Annotated in this window: 15 protein-coding genes and 3 pseudogenes; 11 read left to right on the top strand and 7 right to left on the bottom strand. The window is 26.8% G+C overall.

Translation table 4 applies throughout. The features are described from left to right. The first annotated feature begins 369 nt into the window (after positions 1-369). Complete coding sequence (locus MDIS_RS02585; RefSeq protein ID WP_084217541.1) at positions 370-2,961, top strand: N-6 DNA methylase; 2,592 nt, start codon at positions 370-372, stop codon at positions 2,959-2,961. A 74-nt stretch (positions 2,962-3,035) separates the two neighbouring features. On the opposite strand, the gene MDIS_RS03990 is transcribed toward MDIS_RS02585, so the two are convergent. Beyond that, positions 3,036-4,808: a hypothetical protein gene (locus tag MDIS_RS03990; protein ID WP_052506225.1), complete on the bottom strand. Its 1,773-nt coding sequence runs from the start codon at positions 4,806-4,808 to the stop codon at positions 3,036-3,038. Positions 4,809-5,885: 1,077 nt separating this feature from the next. On the opposite strand from MDIS_RS03990, the gene MDIS_RS03985 reads away from it, so the two are divergent. Beyond that, positions 5,886-6,233: a hypothetical protein gene (locus MDIS_RS03985; protein WP_052506224.1), complete on the top strand. Its 348-nt coding sequence runs from the start codon at positions 5,886-5,888 to the stop codon at positions 6,231-6,233. 170 nt (positions 6,234-6,403) lie between these two features. On the opposite strand, the pseudogene MDIS_RS04520 reads toward MDIS_RS03985, so the two are convergent. Both MDIS_RS04520 and MDIS_RS04475 read right to left on the bottom strand, forming a co-directional pair. Next, positions 6,404-6,892: pseudogene (locus MDIS_RS04520) on the bottom strand (DNA adenine methylase). Beyond that, complete coding sequence (locus MDIS_RS04475; protein WP_276240844.1) at positions 6,892-7,251, bottom strand: DNA adenine methylase; 360 nt, start codon at positions 7,249-7,251, stop codon at positions 6,892-6,894. The pseudogene MDIS_RS04520 and the gene MDIS_RS04475 overlap by 1 nt, the downstream one beginning before the upstream one ends. Positions 7,252-7,885: 634 nt before the next feature. Here MDIS_RS04475 and MDIS_RS04570 point away from each other — a divergent pair. Beyond that, positions 7,886-8,118: pseudogene (locus MDIS_RS04570) on the top strand (IS256 family transposase); the annotation flags it as partial. A 78-nt stretch (positions 8,119-8,196) separates the two neighbouring features. Here the strand turns inward: MDIS_RS04570 and MDIS_RS04210 are convergent. After that, positions 8,197-8,733, bottom strand: coding sequence for a hypothetical protein (locus MDIS_RS04210; RefSeq protein WP_129640152.1), 537 nt, complete (start codon positions 8,731-8,733; stop codon positions 8,197-8,199). Positions 8,734-8,842: 109 nt separating this feature from the next. Here MDIS_RS04210 and MDIS_RS04205 point away from each other — a divergent pair, with 109 nt between their 5' ends. Continuing rightward, complete coding sequence (locus tag MDIS_RS04205) at positions 8,843-9,241, top strand: hypothetical protein (protein ID WP_129640151.1); 399 nt, start codon at positions 8,843-8,845, stop codon at positions 9,239-9,241. A gap of 364 nt (positions 9,242-9,605) precedes the next feature. Here the strand turns inward: MDIS_RS04205 and MDIS_RS02560 are convergent, their stop codons facing one another. Continuing rightward, positions 9,606-10,703: a hypothetical protein gene (locus MDIS_RS02560; protein ID WP_044635510.1), complete on the bottom strand. Its 1,098-nt coding sequence runs from the start codon at positions 10,701-10,703 to the stop codon at positions 9,606-9,608. Positions 10,704-11,024: 321 nt separating this feature from the next. On the opposite strand from MDIS_RS02560, the gene MDIS_RS02555 reads away from it, so the two are divergent. The 7 genes and pseudogenes from MDIS_RS02555 (at position 11,025) to MDIS_RS04470 (ending at position 17,730) form a co-directional block, all read left to right on the top strand. Continuing rightward, on the top strand, positions 11,025-11,594 hold the full coding sequence (locus tag MDIS_RS02555) for a hypothetical protein (protein ID WP_232034205.1): 570 nt from the start codon (positions 11,025-11,027) through the stop codon (positions 11,592-11,594). 192 nt (positions 11,595-11,786) lie between these two features. After that, positions 11,787-12,021 (top strand): annotated as a pseudogene (locus MDIS_RS04565) (IS256 family transposase); the annotation flags it as partial. 253 nt (positions 12,022-12,274) lie between these two features. After that, positions 12,275-12,853, top strand: a complete 579-nt coding sequence (locus MDIS_RS02545) for a hypothetical protein (RefSeq protein WP_232034204.1) — start codon at positions 12,275-12,277, stop codon at positions 12,851-12,853. After that, positions 12,792-13,091 (top strand): hypothetical protein, encoded by a 300-nt coding sequence (locus MDIS_RS04410; protein WP_232034203.1) that lies wholly within the window; start codon positions 12,792-12,794, stop codon positions 13,089-13,091. The genes MDIS_RS02545 and MDIS_RS04410 overlap by 62 nt, the downstream gene beginning before the upstream one ends. Positions 13,092-13,093: 2 nt before the next feature. Then, a complete protein-coding gene (locus MDIS_RS02540; RefSeq protein ID WP_044635508.1) occupies positions 13,094-15,412 on the top strand; it encodes an ATP-binding cassette domain-containing protein in 2,319 nt (772 codons plus the stop codon). Between the two features lie 90 nt (positions 15,413-15,502). Continuing rightward, on the top strand, positions 15,503-17,455 hold the full coding sequence (locus MDIS_RS02535; RefSeq protein ID WP_044635507.1) for an ABC transporter ATP-binding protein/permease: 1,953 nt from the start codon (positions 15,503-15,505) through the stop codon (positions 17,453-17,455). Between the two features lie 152 nt (positions 17,456-17,607). After that, a complete protein-coding gene (locus tag MDIS_RS04470) occupies positions 17,608-17,730 on the top strand; it encodes a hypothetical protein (RefSeq protein WP_276240843.1) in 123 nt (40 codons plus the stop codon). A gap of 859 nt (positions 17,731-18,589) precedes the next feature. Here MDIS_RS04470 and MDIS_RS02525 read toward each other — a convergent pair. Then, positions 18,590-19,135 carry a hypothetical protein gene (locus MDIS_RS02525; protein WP_044635782.1) on the bottom strand — a complete coding sequence of 182 codons (546 nt, stop codon included), beginning with the start codon at positions 19,133-19,135 and terminating at the stop codon, positions 18,590-18,592. Positions 19,136-19,408: 273 nt separating this feature from the next. After that, positions 19,409-20,455 (bottom strand): zinc-dependent alcohol dehydrogenase family protein, encoded by a 1,047-nt coding sequence (locus MDIS_RS02520; RefSeq protein WP_044635505.1) that lies wholly within the window; start codon positions 20,453-20,455, stop codon positions 19,409-19,411. Positions 20,456-20,945: the final 490 nt, after the last annotated feature.

The following is a 20,945-nucleotide window of genomic DNA, read 5'->3' as shown; positions in this document are numbered from 1 at the left end:
TGTTTTAATCTTAAAGGATTTTGAAATGGGCAAAATCTAATCTAGTTTAGTTCTTTAAAATAAATTTTATCAAAACAGATTTACTTTAAAACAGAAAATATTTAATATTCCTTTTATTTGTTAAATTTTAAAGACAAACAAAGGAAAAGGAAGAACGACTAAAATGGTAAAAGATGATTGAAAAATAAGTTAATTTGATTAGTGTATCTGTTCTCTTGAAACCTAATTTTCCACTAAATTTTGTTATTTCTTATCCTTTTAATTTATAATAAAAAGAAAACCACTAAATTAATTAAAATTTTAACCGGATTTTTGATTAATTTTTATCTCTTAACAAATAAATAAAAGAAAAAGAACGGAATTTTTGCTATGAAACCAAAAACTGCAGAAGCTAGTGTTGCCAATCATTTTAATTCAGAGTTAAAAGCAATGGAAATCGGTGTTTCATTAGAATCAGAACCACTAAACGATCAAATTGATTTTGCACTTAACGAATATTATTCTAAATCCGGAAACAAAGGTGGGAACAAACCGGATGCAAAACTTTTAAAAAGCGATAGTTTTGGAAATCATTACCCAATTTTAATCGAATATAAATCTGGATTTAACAAAATGGTAAAACTAGATGATGACAGTTTTCCCGATTTGTCCCGCTTTGATCATATTAAAAATTTTGCCGTTAATGGTGCAATTCATTATGCTAAAGCGGTTATTCTATACACTTATTATCCTGATGTCATTGCCATTGGTGCAGTTGGTGAAAAAAATAAAAAAGGTGAATTTGAAGGAAAAATTGAAGTTTGATGAGTTTCAAAAGAAAATTATACTAAAGGACAAAAAGTCGGCGAATACAGTGATTTTAGTTTTTTAGCTCCCAAACATTTTGATAAATTTATTGAAAAAACCAAAAATTCATTTTTAAGTCAAGAAGAAAAAGATAAAATTCGCCAAAAAACTGAAGCGGAAATGGAAATCGCGCTAAAAAAACTTAATAATGATATTTATAAAAATGAGTTAAATATTGAAGCTGATACAAAACTGCATTTAATTGTTGCTAGCATTATTGCAAGTTTGATAATTCCGAATAAAGTTAAGCCACTTACAAAAAATGATCTAAAATCAGAAAATGAAATAAACTACCGTGATGGTGAAAAAATTTTAAGAAAAATTATCTCTTTTTTACGCGAAAAAGGGCTTTTACCCGAAAAACAAAAATCTCTAATTAATATTTTAAAACCAAGTCTTGAAGATGATGCGCTTAATTTTCCAGAAAATGGTGAATCGCGAATTAGAAGAATTTTTGTAAAAGTAATTGATAATATCGGCTATTTTTTCAAAAACGGGCTTGAGATCGACTTTGCCGGTAAATTATTTAACGAAATGTATTCCTGACTTGGTTTTAGCGAAGATAAAAAAAACGATGTCGTTTTAACTCCGCCTTATGTTGCCAAACTTTTAGTAAAACTCGCCCGTGTTAACCAAGATTCTTATGTTTGAGATTTTGCCAGTGGCTCTGGTGGACTTTTAGTGGCAGCAATGAACGAAATGATTGCCGATGCAACTCAAAAAGCAAAATCACCAAAAGAATTAGAAACTAAAAAAATTAAAATTAAAAAACAACAACTATTAGGAATTGAAATTCTGCCAAAAGTTCATATGCTTGCAATTTTGAATATGATCATAATGGGTGATGGTTCTTCGAGTTTGCTAAAAGGAGACTCGCTAGAATTTGTTAATGAGAAAAATTTTCCTGCTAATGCTTTTATTCTAAATCCACCTTATTCGACGCCAGGAAACGGGATGGTTTTTGTAAAAAAAGCACTTTCAATGATGAAAAATGGCTATGCAGCAATCATAATTCAGTCCTCGGCTGGTTCGGGAAAGGCGCGCGAATATAATGTTGAAATTCTAAAGAAAAACACTTTATTAGCAAGTATTAAAATGCCAATTGACTTATTCATCGGAAAATCAAGTGTGCAAACACATATTTATGTTTTTCAAGTTGGACAAAGTCATCATAAAGATTATCAAGTTAAATTTATTGATTTTAGTGATGATGGTTATAAACGAACTAACCGAAAAAAAGCAAGTATTAATTTAGTTGATAGCAATAACGCGACTGCCAGATACCAAGAACTTGTTAATTTAGTCAATATTGGTGGGCATAAATTAGATTTAATTGGTAAAAATAATTATTTTACCGATGTAATTGATCCTTTAAATGGTGGTGACTGAAATAAAACAAAACAGGTCGATCTAAAACCAAGTATCGCTGATTTCAAAAAATCAATTGGTGATTTTTTAATTTGAGAAATCGCTGAAATTATTAAAAAAACCGAGATTGACTTAGAAAAAGCTGAAGTTTCACTAGTTGAAAAAATTCAGTGGGGTGAATTCAAAATTGGTGATTTATTTACAGTTTCAAGTTCAAAAAAGATTATTCACGCTAATAAAGTTCAGATTTATGATAAACAAATTCCAAATTCTTACCCTTATGTTGTCAGGCAAAGTAAAAATAACGGAATTAAAGGATATATTAAAGAAGATCCGAAATTTTTAAACCCGAAAAACACGATCAGTTTTGCTCAAGATACTTTTTTTAGTTTTTTTCAAAAACAAGAATATTTTACTGGTAATAATATAAAAATTTTAAAGTATAAAAATTCTGAAGAAATTAGCCAAAAGTCATTGTTATTTATTGCAACAACAATTCAAAAAGCAATTGATAAATTTGATTGGGGAATAAATTCTTCAAAAGAAAGTGTTCTAAACACTAAATTTTTACTTCCCATTAATAATGGGAAAATTGATTTTGATTTCATTGAACTATTTACTAAAGAACTCGAAGTTGCCCATTTATGAAAACTTAAAACAGATCTTCTAGCAGAACTTAAAACTTATTCAGTCGCTACTGGTCTTGATAGTTCTAAACTTCAAACAGACAAAGAAAAATTAAAGTAGCATATTTATTATTATTATTATTTAAAATAAAACCGAGGTTTTCACCTCGGTTTTATGTTTATATTATTTATTATTTATTTTATTGTTTTTCGGTGAATATTAAATTCTTTAAAAACGTTGTTAAAAGCGTTGTTAGTGAGTCCAAGACCTTTGATTTGTTTGTATTTTCTAATATCAAAAAGTTCAGTACCACTTGGATCATCAATTCCCCGATAGTCAAAAATTGTCGAAGTATTAACAATTGGAAGCCATTGCGCTTGATTTTCAGTTTGTTTCATCACACCAACAAATCTAACATTTGAACTAAACATTTCATCAGGAATTCTTACTTTAAATTCAATTCATTTTTTCTTATCATTAGATTCTTTATCTTCTTCAGCACGTAACATCGCAATTTGGTTTTCTTCATTTTGGAAAACTAACCTTCAGTCTTCTTTTTTGAAGTCAATACTATATTTTTGCAAAGGAGTTGGAACCGTTGTTGTTAATGTAAAAGTACGTGATTTACGACGGAATTTTGACTTTAGAGCTTGAAGGGTGAAACCGTCGAATTTGATTTTGGATCATGCAACTCGTAACCTAACTTTGTTATTTATTTTTAATGACGAAGCATATTTTTTTTCAGTCTTAATTTTCGCTTCAGTGAAATTCTGAATATTTGGTCATCATTGCGTTATATTTGGCGCAATTAATTTTTCGTTTTTCTTTAGTTCCATATGATCTTTTAGCAACAACTGATCAATATTGGCACTAATTATGTTCGGTTGCTGCTGAATCAAACTTTGTGGATATCAAAGTGTTAAATACGCTGTTCCTCAGTCGGCAAAATTATTATTAACTTTTCTAGCAACTACTTTTTTAAATTTAGTTTTATTATCCGGTTTAGAGAATAAATTACTAATAAAATCACTTGAATTATATAAAGTTACTTTTCAAGGTTTGTTTAAAATCACATTTAAATAGTTTTCTGGTAATTTTTGGTTTTCATTCTGAATTACGCGCTGATTTGGGTGGATATTTGTCCATCCTTTTGCAAGTTTTTTCCCATCTCCTTGTTCAGGGTCATTGTAAAGATCGTAAGATTTTAGTTTTATTTCTTCTTTATTTCCTCCACCTTCCTTTGTGATTCCACCTAAAACATTATCCGGGTCAAAAACTTTAACTGACAGACCGACTTTATTAACATATTTAGTGTTTTCTAGTTTTAAAAGATTAATTAAATCTAAACTTTTTATACCTCTTCTTGTTTTAGCAAGTAAATTGTTCTCATTCCCCTCATAACCATCATATCCGGTTGCTCAAGGGACACCGACGGTGCGCTCGATAATATATTTTGGTTTAATCATCACGTAAGACTGCGAAGGATTTGTTTGATTTTCTTTATTATTTAGTTCAACAAAAATCTGGTTGAAATTTTCTTTGCTAATTTCTTTGTTAATATTATCAAGAATTTTATTTCTAACCTCAAGGATTTGTAAAGCCGTTCCTTCACTAAACGGACTATATCCAGCAAATGTTATTGGTGTATTAATTAATCTTTTAATATTATTAGCACGAAGATCGAATTCGATTTGATTATTTTCTTTAACCTTTAAATTTTCAATTTTGAAATTAGAATCATTATTAATTGCATTATTTAATGTTAGTCAATGAGTTTTTGTTAGCGGATTGAGGATGTAGTAATTTTTATCTTCTGCTAAAGAAGAACTAGAATCACTGTCTTCTTTTCTTTCAAGATCACTTTTTCTTCTTTTTTTTCCACTATCTTCACATCATTCATCGACTTCACCACCGGGGTTAGTTTCAATAATTGTTGGTGAATTACCACTGGTACTGAAGCAAGTCATTCTGAGGTTGGCGCTCCTTTTTCATCAAGAGGAATCTTTTCTTTGAATTCTAAGGTAAATTTAGTTTTAGCCGCGAGCGGATTTTGGGGATTATACTGACTTAGTCATTCAGTATCAGAAACTTGTGCCTTCTTAGCTAATTCTGGCGCTTTTGTTAGCGCGGTATTAACAATTAATGTCATTGACTCATCAGAGACAACTTTTGCGATCACATTATTATCATTAACGGTTTTTGCTAGTTTAAATTCAACTTTAAAACTAGTTTGACTAAGTTTTTCAACTTTTTGAATTTCAAATTCAACTTGCTCGCCTGCTAATTGGTAATATTGAATAAATTGCTGACCTAATAAAATTGCTAACTTTTCTTTAAGTAGCGCTGCTTCTTTTTTAGCTTGATTATTATTTGACTGATCTGTTTTCGATTTATTAGTATTATCTTGACTTTGACTATCTTGGAAATTAGTACTAAAAAAGGGACTTTCACTAATGTTGGCAAAAGTTGAGACTGCTACTTTTGTCGGGGTTGAACTTTGACTATTATTATCTACTTGCTGATTTTTGAGTTTCCCATCGAATCAATCTGGTTGTTTTTCTTCTTGAATTTGGGGGATCGCTGGTCTTTTAATTTCATCGTGGACTCAAGTTGTGTCTTCGGGTTTTGGTTTGTCAATTTCTTCTTCAACTTGCGGATTATTTTTTTCAGCAATTGAACTTGCAAGTGTTTGCAAGACTGCAAATTTTTCCGAGTCAAGGAAAACGTTTTGAATTCCTAAAGGAGCATTTTGGATTGTCTCATTTAGTTGTTTAATTGCACTAACTTCCGCTTTTGATCTACCGGAAGTTTTTAGATAAATTGTTCTTGTTGATGACTTAATTACATCTTCATTAAATTTACCAGCATTATCGGCAAAACCGATTGCATAGTGGAATTTTAACTGGTAAACATTTGCATCTTTATTTTCTTTTTCATCTTCGGGTTCAAAAATAATTGCTGGTTTTGCCCCGTTTTGTTGGTAATTTTTCCAATTATCGGCAAGTGCCGCTGAAGAATAAAAGGCAAATACTAAATCTTGAAGATTGCTAATTTGTGCAAAATCAGAATTTTTAAATGGTTCATTTGATGAACCTGAAGAAGAATCATTTCAAAAACTAGCTTTTCTAGAAGTTGTTAATGACTCTTGGAATTTTTTAAAAATCTTTTGTTTAACGGTTTTGTCGACATCTTGTTCTTTTTCATCACCAATAATTTTTTGCCAAACTTTTAATGGTAATTGTCCTAATTGATCTTGCTGATTTTGGTTCTTGAATTCTTCAATTATTTGTTCTCTTCAATTTTTGGAAGTATCTGAAGAATCATCAGTTAATTTCGCTGGTAAAAATATTGGAAGACCTTCTTCGGCTTTTTTAACATCGTTTGCAAAATAATTGTTAAAATCTAATAAAGTTAACCCAAATTTAATTCCGTCATTTGAACCACTAGATTCGTTAGAATTACGGTTGTCGAGATTATGAAAAAACCTTGATTTTCAATTTCTCGCAAAATTTTGTATTTTTTAAAAAGTTCAACTCATGCTTTGTTTATATCCACTTTGTTTTTATGAGTAATTTCTGATTAATATTTCATTTACATTTTGCGGATTTTGCGCCTGAGAATTTACAAGTCTTTTCGCCTTGACAGTAATAATTTCATAATCTTTATATAATTTATGAAATAAAGGATGGTCTGAATTCGACAATAGAAATTTAATACCTTTGGCATTTAGTTTATCGCATTCCCTTTTAAGTTGAATTTGTTCGTTAATGTTAAATCCTTATTTGGTATAACTTGTAAACGAAGAACTAGCAGACATTGGTAAATAGGGCGGATCTAAATAAACAAAATCATCTTTTTTGAGATTATCAAAAATTTTTCGATAGTCAAGACTAAAAATTTCAATTTTATTTTCATTAAGATATTTTGATATTGCCCAAATTAGCGACTTATTAACAATGTTTGGATTTTTGTAATAACCAAAAGGCGAATTAAATTGTCCTGCTTGATTAACACGGTATAATCCGTTATAACAAGTGCGGTTTAAATATATTATTCTCGCCGCCCTTTTGACATCGCTAATTTTATCAAAGTTTTTTGCCGATCTAAATTTCGAATTTCGTAAAAGTGATTTTTTGAATGGAATTTTTGGTGTTCTTCCAATTCTAAAATTAATTCTTGTGGTTTATTTTTGATTACTTGATAAGTATTAATTAATTCAGTATTAAAGTCATTAATAATTGCTGTTGAAGGTTCTAGACTAAAAAATAGAGCCCCGCCACCAAAAAAAGGTTCAATATAATTGTTAAATTTTTCAGGAACAAGTGGGATAATTCGGTCAAGTAATTGCCTTTTTCCACCGACTCATTTTAGAACAGGATTGATTTTATTTTTTCTATTTTCTATTTTCATTAATACTAATCTCCTCTTGTAATATAGCGACACTTCTAAAAAATTTTTTATTTAGTATATCAAAAATTAAGAATATTTTCTAAACAAAGCGTTTAAATTTGTTTAGATTTCGATAATTAAATATCAACCTTAAAAGATTTTTTTAGTAAATTATTTCTATCATAGTGCTCGCAAATCTTAATATAATTTTAAAAATTTTTTCTTGCCATCATAGTGAAAAATATTGATTTTTTTGGTTAGAAACATTAAAAAAATTGTCCTTTTATTGTTAAAAAACGAAAATTTTTAGTACAAGATTAGTCTCTAAAATATTGGGTGTGTTCATAATTTTGCGTCTTAGCTTTTAAGACTTTTGAGTCAACAAAATCTAATTTAGTTTAATTTTACATTATTTATACGATTTGGAAAAATAATTTCGGGAATATTAAATATTTTGTGTTTTAAGGTAAATCTAATTTGATAAAATTTATCATAAAGGACTAAATTATCAAAAAAGAGCAAAAAAATTATCCCGATTGAGTTAGAAGTTGAAAAAATCATTAAAAAAAAAAAAAAAACGTTGGACATAAAAAATTAAAAAAGAGATTTTCATAAAAATTTCGAATATATTTAAAACTTTTACAGAGATACTTTGGCAAAATTAACAAAATTTTTTAAATATCCTTATTAAATGAATCATTGAATAAATTAATTAGGAAAAATACAAAAAAGTGGAATTCAAAGTGCAAATTACCTTTCAAAATAACTTATTTGACGCTCGAAAACGCAAGCGAAAAATGACAAAGTAAGGTAAGAAATTGACACATAATTAAAAAACAATTAGAAATTATTTTCCCTAATTGGTTAAATAATGTAAAATTAAATTAGATTTCTATTTGAAAAATCCATAAAAATTTAAAACACAAAATTATAAACACTCCAATTAAAACAAAAAAATATTAAAATTTAAACTAAAATAGTCTTGTTTTGTTTATATTTTATTAGGTTATAAATTGAAACTATAGGCACAAAAATGTCTAAAATATATAAAATTAAATAAAAACCTTTTTTTGTTAAACTTGCAAAATTTGCAATATAACGTGGCACTATGTAAAAAAAATAAAACGAAAATGCAATACTAAATAAAGCAAACAAAACGCCAATACTGGCTTTTTGACCAATAAGTTGATCAGTAGGCACCACTAGTAAAACTATGGCTGCTATCATAAAAAGGATAATAAAAATAAAATGAAATATATTTTTGATAATTGAGAATTTGTAAAATTCTAAACTAGTTTTGATTTTGGATTCTTCTGTGATTATTTCTTCGTTTGTTTTTAATTCTTTTTCTATAAGCGATATGTTCCAATCAAACCTTAAAGTTTTGATATTTTTGTAAAACAACCGACCGTAGGTTCCCAAAAAATTCGCAAAAAAAGCTAAAATAGTAGATGTTTGATTCGCCTCTTCAGTTTTATCAATTGATTTATATATTTTGAACAAATAAGAAACTAATGAAAAAAAATAAAATCAGACAAACCAAAGTGTAAGAACAAATATTGGCCGTAGAACATCTGCAAAATTTCTAATAAAATTATTATCGATTGCCCTAATGCCTCTAGAAGATAACGCATATGTAAAAATTAAAGCCAGTAATGCGGTAAAAAATAGAGTCAACAAAACAAAACGATTAATAATTTTCCATTTAGTTATTAGTTGTCTGGTAGTTCAATGATTGGCAATTGTATTTTTTGGGCTAAACGAGTTATTAATTAATAAAATCGACACAGTTAAAGGGAAAATTAAAAAAGCATTTGAAAATTGTTTAAGATTTATACCAGATTGTTTAAGAATTTCATCATCCCTTAAATTTCAAGCTAAAGAAATCCGGAAAAATAATGAAATTAAAAACAAAAAAATAGCTATTAAAAATATTGTAATTAATACTCTTCCGATTAAAGAGTCTAGGTCAAAATTATTTTTTCTATGTGAACTCAGTCTAGGACTATAGTCATACGAACTACTATATAAAACAACTAACGAAACAAAAAATATTGTTTTAATTATTGACAAAACAAACAAAATTCAAAATTTTCTAGAATTTTTATCATTTAATTTTTTTTCTTTTATTAGATTAATTAAATTGGTCATATTTCAATTATTTTTAAATTTACCGGCTGGGTAATTTGATATTTTTTAGTTAGTTAGTTAGTATAATTTGTAATAATAGATATAATTTGTCTAAACTCTAATTTTATAAAACCAGTATATGTAAAAAAGTATTTTAAAATAAGATATTTTTTTAAAATACTTTAATAAAAAATTAATAGTAAGATATAAAAATATGGTAAGAATTAAATTAAAATAGTCTTGTTTTACTTATATTTTATTAGGTTATAAATTGAAACTATAGGCACAAAAATGTCTAAAATATATAAAATTAGTGAAGTTCGTTTGGAATTTATGTTAACAGAATCTGCTAAATAACGTGGTCCAATGTATATAAGGTAAGTCATAGTCGAAATATTAAATAAATTAAAGAAAATTAGAGTAACACCAGGGTTACGAAGAATTTCATTTTTAGTTATAGCTAGCGACATTGTTACTGTAAAAATTATAACAAAAATTAAATAGAATATATTTTTTACAATTGTAAATTGATAAAATTGTCGACTAATTTTGTTATTAATTACTTGTGTTTCTACTTCATTTTGACTTGCTAGTGTATTTTCTGCAATTTTTAATTTTTTAGAAAGTCTCAAAACATTTTTTCAAGCATTCAAGTAAAAAAATGGCATAAAAAAAACGTAACTAGCTGATTCCCAATAAGTTTTTTCTCTTTTGCTGATTAATCTGTATATTTTAAGAGAATAGGAAACCAAAAAATAAAATGGAATTAAAAAATAGAAAATCCCAACAAAGATTATTATAATTACAACCTCATTAAATTCTTGAAACATTGTATTACCTAGGCCAAAGCGAAGAATTAACGAAACAATAGCAAGTACAATCGAAGAAAGCCAAAGAAGAACAACCAAATCCTTAACAAAGTTAATAATTTTTCATTTAAGTATTAATTGCCTTGTAGTTCAATCATTACCAATTGAAATTTTGTCTCTAAGTGACTTAGTAATTAATAAAATTGAAGTAATTAAAGGAATAAGCGCAAAACCAATCGAATATTGCTTAACATCTAGCCCAGTTTGTTTAAATACTTCATCATCCCTTAATTTTCAAGCAAAAAAGATGCGCAAACCCAATGAGAAAAGAAATGAACCTACAAATAGAGCAAGCATTATAGCGTTTAATCTTTCAATTGGCGTTTGTGAACCCGATCAAGTTATTGGTTTGTTATTAACACCGCTAATACTATTTAAAATAACAGCTACAACCAAAATTATTGTTTTAAAAATTGACAATAAAAAAAGTAATATAAATTTTATGGAATTATCATAATTAAATTTTCTGTTCATTTTTAAATTAATTCGATTTTATAAATGAGTATTTCATAATTTTCCTCCATTAAATATAGAAAATTATATAATTCATTGTACCATAAATATGTAAGAATTATACAAATATGATATACTTTAAAAAATCCTTATTTTTACTAGATATTTTAGTATTATAAGCCCTTTGTTTTTGACCCTTTCTTGCACAAATATTATAATTAGCAAATCTGAATTATCAAAAATAGAAAGTAATGTTTTTAATTTTATAATAAATGAAAATGAAAAAAATTTAACTAGATTTACGGCAACTTTAGTAAAAAAAAAAAAAAAACTAATAATAACTTGACTTTTGTCACCACTTTTCATTCGTTAAATTCAATAAAAAACAATATAAAACAACAAATTTTTGATATTTTTTTACAACAATTTAGTGTAAAAAATTTAGAAACTAAATTAAAATCAAAAATTAGAATTGAATATGAAAATAAAGAAAAAGATATTATAGTTTTTTCATTAGATACAAAAGAACTCTTATTGTTAAGAATTTCGGATTCTATTGATTTTCAGGTTCTAGAGGATTTTACAAACACAAAAAATAGCCTATTTAGTTTAGGTTTCCTCACGCTCTTAAACGAAGATTTTAAACCTAAAACATTAAAAACATTATTTTATGTAAATGACAAAGTTGTTGAATTGGATAAAGAAAATGTTTTTGTTCAAGATATCAACTACACGCAAGGTTCGTCAGGTTCTCCTCTATTTTACAAAAACAAAATTGTTGGTTTGTATAGGGGGAAAAAATTAAAAAACGGCAAATTAACTCCCTTTTTTAGACTTATTGATTTAGATACTTATCAAGAAATTAAATCAGTAGTTTCAAAATTAGGGAATATTAAATATTTTGTGTTTTAAGGTAAATCTAATTTGATAAAATTTATCATAAAGGACTAAAATATCAAAAAAGAGCAAAAAAATTATCCCGATTGAGTTAGAAGTTGAAAAAATCATTAAAAAAAAAAAAAAAAAACGTTGGACATAAAAAATTAAAAAAGAGATTTTCATAAAAATTTCGAATATATTTAAAACTTTTACAGAGATACTTTGGCAAAATTAACAAAATTTTTTAAATATCCTTATTAAATGAATCATTGAATAAATTAATTAGGAAAAATACAAAAAAGTGGAATTCAAAGTGCAAATTACCTTTCAAAATAACTTATTTGACGTTCGAAAACGCAAGCGAAAAATGACAAAGGCAGGTAAGAAATTGACACATAATTAAAAAACAATTAAAAATTATTTTCCCTAAAATCGGTTAAATAATGTAAAATTAAATTAGATTTCTATTTGAAAAATCCATAAAAATTTAAAACACAAAATTATAAACAATCCAAAATTATTGTAGATAAAATTAAAAATCAGCAATAACTCTAATTAAATAATTATTTGCTTATTTAACAAATTATAGATTTTAATTAAAAAATTAATTTGGAATACAAAAATATTTTGCAAAAATGGTATAATGACAAAAGTATTAAAAAAAAAAAAAAAATATGATAATTATCATTATTATTTTTTAGAAAGGCACATTTATGATTATTTCAAAATTAAAAAAAATTTTAGGCTTCACACTTATTGGCCTTATTCCTGTAACATTTTTTTCCTATAGTAGCGTCCATAACAACGTAAATTTAACAAATGAAAACTCACAACCTCAATTATTTTCATATTATCATAAAGAAGATGAAAGTATTAAAGCGCAGAATATTTTAGATGAAATTTATAGATCAAAACACAAGGGACTATCTAAAATCCCGGCTTCCTTACTTAATATAAAAAATCTTAAGTTTGAAGATAAGCACAAAATCTTAACAACCGATCAAGGAGAATTAGAAATTCTTATTAGAGGTGTTAAAAAAGTTGTATATTGGGGCGGATTATTTTGGCAAGATAAAGCCGCGTGATTAGGAAGAGCAGAAATTAAGTACACCAAAAATAGCAACTTTTCCAATTATTATAATTCTAAACCAGATCGAATTAATTTAAAGACGCATGCTTGAATTTCTGGACTAGCGACCCCGTCTTTTGAAATAAATGGTAAGGTAGCTTATGCTACTAAAAAAAAGGGAAGTAACTGCTGAAATTGGTGCATCAGTAAAATTGGAATTTAATTCCTATGAATTAGTAGAAACTTTTGAAAAAAGCAATGCTGATAGACTAGTAATGAATTATGAAGGTACTGGATGGAATTACAAAATATCAGGATTTGGTCAATATGCAACCGGAGTTGTGATAGATGATTATGAATATAGTTCAATCTCGACAAATAACCCGCTAATTCCCGACAAAAATTCAAATTACCGACCCACCACATACCCATATTATATAGATAACAGAAGCAAATTTTAATAATGATTAAAATAGAAAATTTAACTAAAAAAATTGATAATAAATTTATTTTTGATAATTTAAATCTCGAAATTCCTTTAAACAAAATTACATTTGTAATTGGAAGGTCTGGAATTGGTAAATCCACACTAATTAATTTGATTGCCGGATTTACAAAAAAAGACAGTGGAAAAATCTCTTTTTTTGATGAAAATGGTTCTGAATTAGAAAAACCATTAGTTGATGTTGTTTTCCAAGACTTTAATTTAATTGAGTCATTAAGTATAAAAAATAATATTTTAATAGCAAATCACATTTTGAATCGCGAATCAGATGATTTAGAAATACAACAAGCTGCGAATTTTATCGGTATTGAAACCAACAAATTAGATCAGGTAGCGAAAAACTTATCAGGTGGTGAAAAACAACGCGCTGCATTTTTAAGAAGTTTATCAAGAAAAAGTGATTTTATTTTGCTTGATGAACCAACTGGTAATTTGGACCATGAAAATTCCATTGCTTTACTCGATTTATTAGTTAAAGCTTCTGAAAGTAAAACAATTTTAATTGTTAGTCATGATTTAGAATTAGCAAAACAATATGCCGATCAAATTATTAATTTAGAAAATTTATCTGTTAATGTTATAGAAAATAACAAACAAATTAATGTCGAATTAAAAAATAAACACTCAAACCCAATATCAAACCAGGTCTATAAAAAACCTGGTTTCTTACAAAAATTTAAAGTAGCTTTATTGCTTGTATTGGCGGATTTTAAATCAAAAATTACGAGTTTTATTTTAGTTTTAGTAACATTTTTTGCTTTAATTTTTAGCATGGTTATTTTCATGAACTTACATTTTTCAGCAAAAAATATAGTCACTGACACGGTAGCCCAATCAAATTTTGACGCCATTAGAATTGGCGAAAAGGATATTATTTCTTTAGCCCCTGAAGAAATAGACCAACTTAAAAAGGATAACCCCAAAATAAAACACACTAGTTTATTATATAGTAGCCTTGAAGATTTTACATTTATCTATAATGATAACGTTTCTCTTGAGAATCGTTCTATTTGACCAACTGATGAATCTGATTTTTTTAAAAACAGGTTTAGTTCATTTAGTAAAGACAAAGATTTTAATAACAGGTTTATTACCAACCCAAATGAAGTTATCCTCTCGCAAAAATTAATTGAAGAATTAAAAATTGATAATCCAATTGGAAAAACAATTAAAATTATTAACGTTAATCCATTAATTTTAAGGCAAAAGTTCGAAGATTTAGATCGCTTTTCTGAATCAGCAACAATTGTGGGAATTTTAGATAAGCCTTTTGATGATGGCGCCAATTTTTCGCTTGTTCACACAGATAAATTAAAGTCAGTTTATCAAAAATCGAAACCAAATGAAAAAGAAAGTAAGTTTGATGAATTTGAGTTTTTACCTGATGATTATTTTTCATTAAACTTTCAAAAGTATGTTTTTAGTAGGCGATCAACCGTAGAAACTGACGAAACACTTGTAAAACCCAATAAAATACATAAGTCTTTCTATGAGAACTCAAATCAAGCCAATTTAATAAACTTGAAAAAAGGTAAATTGCCTAAAAATTTTAATGAAATAGCAGTTAGCTCGAATATAACTGATAAAATAGGAAAACTTTTAAAAGTTGCTAATAATAAAAATACTTTAATTTTTAAAGTTGTTGGAGTTTTTGATCCTGAAAAAGATGATGAAAATATCGCTATTTTTAACAATAATATTGAAAAATATTCTAGCGAATTACTTCCAATAAGTGCTATGATTTATTTTGATCATGATAATTTATACAATAATATTAATCAATTTTTAAATAAATATAGCAAACTGGGCGTTAGTCGTTATTACTCGACAAATGGCGGCCCGGATGAAATTCTGAATCAAATAATTTCCTCTCAATATGTTTTGTTATTAATTATTTTTGTGTCAATAATAATTTTTGGAATAAGTTTGTTAATTTTTGTGTCATTATATGCAACAAATCTTTCTAAATTCAAGAAAAAATCAATAGGTATTCTAAAGTCTCTTGGTGGAAAAACATCACAAATTTTCTTGTATCATTGATTAAATCTGGTAATACTTTCCGCTTTTGTTTTCGTTTTTGGTATTATACTTTCAATTTCTTTTGTGCCTTTAATTTATGGTGCAATTTCACATCAAAATTCAGTTTTTCCTGATTATCAGCAAATTAGCATTATTTTTATAATTATCTGGTTTGCCAGTTTCTTTATTTTATCAATCATATATTCATTAATTTCTTATATAACTTATAAAAAAGATATTGTAACATTACTAAAATAATTTTTAAAAATTATTAAAATTATATTTTTCTTATCAAAAGTCTTAATTTTATAATGTTAAATAAGAAGAATACAGCAAACTCGGAGCAAAATGATAAAAATTGAGAATTTAACGAAAAAGATTGATAACAAAATCATCTTTGATAATCTAAATCTTGATATTCCTTCAAAAAAAATAACATTTATAATTGGGAAATCAGGAATTGGGAAAACAACTCTTATTAATTTAATTGCCGGTTTTACTAAAAAAGATAGTGGAAAAATTTCTTTTTTGGATGAAAATGGTTCTGAAATTAAAAAACCATTAGTTGATGTTGTTTTTCAGGACTTTAATTTAATAACTAATATTTCATCAGAAAATAATATTTTAATTGCAAATAATGTAATAAATAGAGTTTTAGACCCAAAAGAATTGGAACAACAGGCTAAATACGTGTCAATTGAAACTCGACAATTAAAGCAAAAAGTAAATAATTTATCTGGTGGCGAAAAACAAAGAATAGCAATTCTCCGTTCGCTTTCAAGAGATAGTGATTTTATTTTACTCGATGAACCAACTGGAAATTTGGATTTTGAAAACGGTGTTTCTGTATTTGAAAATCTAAAAAATATTGCAAAAAATAAAACAATATTAGTGGTCAGCCACAATTTAGAATTTGCAAAAAAATATGCCGACAAGATCATTCGTATTGAAAGAGGAAAAATTTCCGAAGAAAATATTGACAAAAGTGAACAAAATTTAGCAATTAACAATGAAAAAAGTAGTCAATTAGTTTCTTTTAAGAGTTCCTCCTATTCAAAAATTGCAAAAATTAGGCAAGAATTAAAAACAGGCTTTTTACTTACTCTGGCAGATTATAAATCAAAATGATTTTCAACTATTTTATTTGTAATACTTTTTCTAACAAGTATTTTTGGGACATTATTATTTGGTGTTTTAAATTTAAATATTTCCGCTTCTAATTCCCTTAAAGTTAATGAATATCAACTTGATTCTGTTTTAGTTAGCAAAAAATTAGAAAATAATTCCACAACCTTCACAGATAATGAAATTAATAATCTCAGAGAAAAAAATAAAACAATAAAAAAAATTACTCCTTTCTTTACTTTGCCATTATTAAGTTTTGAATATAATGATAAAAAAAAGTTAGGAGCACCTATTGATTACATTGATGAAAGTGAATTTTTTAAAAATAGGTTCAATTTTGATCAAAAAAATTTAATAGGAAGAAACATTAAAAATTTAGATGAAGTTATAATTTCAAAAGAAGTAGCTACACAATTAGATATCAAAGAACCAAAAGAACAAGAAATTGCTGTTTTAATTGGCCCCAAAGATAAAAAAACATTAAAAGTTGTTGGAATAAATAATTTAGTTAATGCAAAAAAATTAAACCTAACTTTTTTGCATCATAAATTCGGTGAAGATATCGAATTACAGAAAAGTAAAAACAAAAATCCAGGCAATTCACAAACCAGTCAAACCAAAAAAATAGAACCAATTATTTTAAGGTTGTATTTTGAAAATGATAATTTGGAAAATAATATTGATAATTTTATTGAAAATAATAAAGAGTATGCAATTGACTCCTCGTTAAAAGGTATATCAAGATTCACTTATAGTTTACAAAATTTTATAAATTTAATTGTTGGAGCAATTTTAATTGTTTTTATAGCAGTTTTATTGATACAAACGATTTTTTATACAAAAAACCTAACTGATTCAAAAGTAAAATTAATTGGAATTCTTAAGGCGCTTCGCGCTAAGACATGGCAGATTTTTCTTTATCATTGATTAAATATAATTATAATTTCATTTCTAATTTTAGTCATTAACTTATCAGTGTCTCTCCCATTAATTCCAAAAATTTACATTCGAATACTCGGTGAAGATGCCATATATCCTTCGATTTCACAAATAGTAATTTTAATTTTCATAATATGAATAGCAATGTTTTTTATAATTTCGTTTATTTACTTATTGATTTCATGGTTTAATTATAAAAAACCTGTCACAAAATTGCTAAAATTCGACTATTTTTAACGACCATTTTTAAAAATATATGGCCTTAAAAAAACAGTTATATTGAATCTTGTTTTTCAGACTTAATTAGATTAGCATCAAAAAATCGCTTTTTGATGCGGCGATATGTTCACTCAATAAATATAGATTCTAGCATAACAACGGACATAAAAATGACAATAATAACAGATCCTAATGCTGAAATTTTTAACCAAAATGTTTGTTCATCAAGAAGAAAATGATTAAGGAATACAAAAATTGTTGAAAAAAGAAGAATTCAAATTGATAAAATATAAAAAAATAAAATTTTAAATAAGTAGTAGAAAAACTTTTTTCTGTTAAAATTTTTTTCATTTTTATTAAAAATTGAAGCAAAAATAAATGTATAAAATCAATAATAGTTTTGAACCTCAGTTACAACCCAGTCAAATTCACTAATTTCCTTGCTGTTCCTTAACTTAATATAATGATATTTAAAAGAACGTCTAGTATGCTTAGGGGAGTTAATTACTTCTGTTAAAAGGCTAATTATTGTGTAGTTATGTTGATACTTTCAACAAATTTTTCTTGATTTCTTCTTCTTTTTTTTACAATTTTCAGTGTCAACAAGAACGGAATTTACAAAATATTCTAAATTAAAATTTTGTAAAAATTCAAAGGTTGTGATTTTATTTTCCAAATCGTATTTTCAGTATAAAAATTTCTTAAAAAAGTAAATAACAAATTTTGCTCAAAAAGCATTTAAAAAAAACCCAAAAAATGCAATGAAAGAATATATCACCACATTCATAATATTCGGAAATCAAATATTATAGTCATAAAAATAATTATGTTTATTTTCAAGGCTAAAAATAAAATTTTCACCAAAAGAAAAAAAATGAACTCTGTAAACAAAAATTAACACAAATAATAAAATGGTCAAAATTATTGAAAACAAATTAAGTATTAAATAGAAAAGTCTCGAAATTAGTCTGGTTTTATAGTACAAAATCCCCTCAAAACTGTTGTACTCTACAAGTAAATCGAATAATTTATAATAGCTATTAGTACCAAAAAATGGAATAAAAAAAATTCAATTATTAAATTTTAAATTAAAAAATTTTTCTAAACTTTCTTTATTAAACATTATCTAATTAAATTAGTTGTCCTATATTTTTATACAAATCTTCAAATTACATTTTGAATAAAATCAATTACAGCAATGGCAAGTTTTATTTTAAAAGAGACTCAACTAGCAGATAGTAAAATTGGTCTAGCTTTTAATACTATTTTTCTTAAGCGGCTAATTGTTTCAAGTATTAAATAAATACGCGTCTTAGCCTTTCTTATTTGTGGGATAAATTTCTTGTTTCAATCTTCAAATTGCTTAATTGTTTGATACCTAATCCTTAGTCATTCAGAATCATTAGTCATGTCGTTATAAGCTCGCTTATATTCAATAGCTAAATGAGTTAAAGTCCCAGCAGCTATTGCTGACGTGGCTACACCTAAAAAATTTCAAGAAAAGGCATAAGCGATTGTAAGAGCATAATTGACAGCAGCAAAAACTGATGATTTTACATGACCATTTCAAATTTCATTTGCTAATTGTTCAAAGGTCATAGAATCAGTGCTTGAATAAGAAGAAAAGTTAACTGAATTAATCTTGGTGTTATAACATAATTTTATTTTAGACCAAGCATTTTTTTTTTTTTTTTGCAAAAGGTTAAATTTAACTCATTCTACCACATTTAAAACATAGTGCAAAATTCGCATTATCTGATTTTTTAGACAAAAAACATAATTAAGTCCTTCCTAATTCAATATCAAAAAATTTATTAATTCATTCTTAGCAAGGTTAATTATAACTGAATTTTTCTACTAATTTAGAATTTTTTTATTTTAAAACTTTAAAATAAAAAAATAAGACTCGCACTTTTAAAGCAGCGAGTCTTACAAATCAATTTACAAATAATAAAACGAAAATAATAAACTTTATTTTGTCGCGTCAATGAAAATTTTCATTGCTTTATTGTCAGATGCATTTAAGAAGGTATCATAAGCTTTCATAATATCAGAAAGGTTAAAGCGGTGGGTAATTAGTCCTTGAACTGGTAGTTTTCCGGTTGAAACCGCGTTAATTAGCATTGGTAGTGTGTTTGTATTTACTAGTCCGGTTGTAACGGTGATGTTTTTAATTCAGAGATTTTGGAGATTAAAGTCAACTTTTTTTCCGTGGACACCAACTACAGAAATATTTCCGCCTGGTTTAACAATTTTTTGGCAAGTGTCTCATGACTGTGGAAGTCCGACAGCTTCAATTGCCACATCAACACCATCAGGACCGACAATTTCGTGTAATTTGTCTAATAATGTCTCATCAGGAACTAATGTGTGAGTTGCTCCTAATTCTTTGGCTTTTTCTAAACGGTTTTTGTCAAAATCAATCACGATTAATTTAGCTGGTGAATATAGTTGGGCAGTTAAAAGCGCTCCCATTCCAACTGGACCAGCACCAATAATTGCTACTGATTTACCAGGTGAAACTTGACCATATTGGACACCAATTTCGTGTCCAGTTGGTAGGGCGTCTGATAACATAACAGCTACTTCGTCAGTAATTGTATCAGGATATTTATATAAACTATTATCGGCAAAAGGAACTCTTACATATTCGGCTTGGGTTCCGTTGATCATGTAACCGAATTTTCAACCACCTTCTGCTTCACGGCAATGAGAATATAACTGTGTACGACAGTTGTCACACTTACCACATGGAGTTATGCAGCCAATTAAAACTTTGTCACCTACTTTAACATTAGAAACACTTGAACCTATTTCTTCAACAACACCAATACCTTCGTGACCTAAAATTCTACCTGAGGCAACTTCGGGATTTTTACCTTTAAAAATTCCTAAATCTGTACCGCAAATAGTTGTTTTGGTAACTCTAACAATTGCATCTGTTGGTTTTTGTATAACTGGTTTGTCAACATTTTCGAGGGCAATACTGTGATCGCCACGATAAACTAATGCTTTCATTTTTATATAATGACCTCGTATATAATTATTTTCATAAATAATTATATAACTTTTTTTATAATAAATAAGTATTTTTATTGAAAATTTTTTTAGTCAACCTAGTGTAAAATTTCTGCCTTATTTACCCGAGGTTTTGACATTAATTTTGTACTTAGTCACAAAAACCAATTTTTTTCCCGAGTTTCCCAGTTTGATGAGATAATCTTAAAAAAGTGTCCGGTTTTAGCGCTTTTTTAACTTTTTTTGCAAAAATTAATTACCTATTTTTTTACTAACTTATTAAGATATCAAAGTAAAAATCATACCTATTTCAAATATTTGGATCATTCGGAACGCCCTTCGCGATTTTTAAATATTATTTGCTGATTTGAAGTGTTAAATTCAACCTTTTGTCTTAATTTTCGCCATCAAACTAGGAAACTCAGGAAAAATAACTATCAAATCAAAAACACTGAATTTTAAATCTAACACTCATGAATGCAAAATCTGC

It is taken from the genome of Mesomycoplasma dispar, assembly GCF_000941075.1.
Taxonomy (GTDB): domain Bacteria; phylum Bacillota_I; class Bacilli_A; order Mycoplasmatales; family Metamycoplasmataceae; genus Mesomycoplasma; species Mesomycoplasma dispar.
The sequence above is the reverse complement of the archived record's forward strand: the minus strand, read 5'-3'. Positions and strand labels throughout refer to the sequence as shown.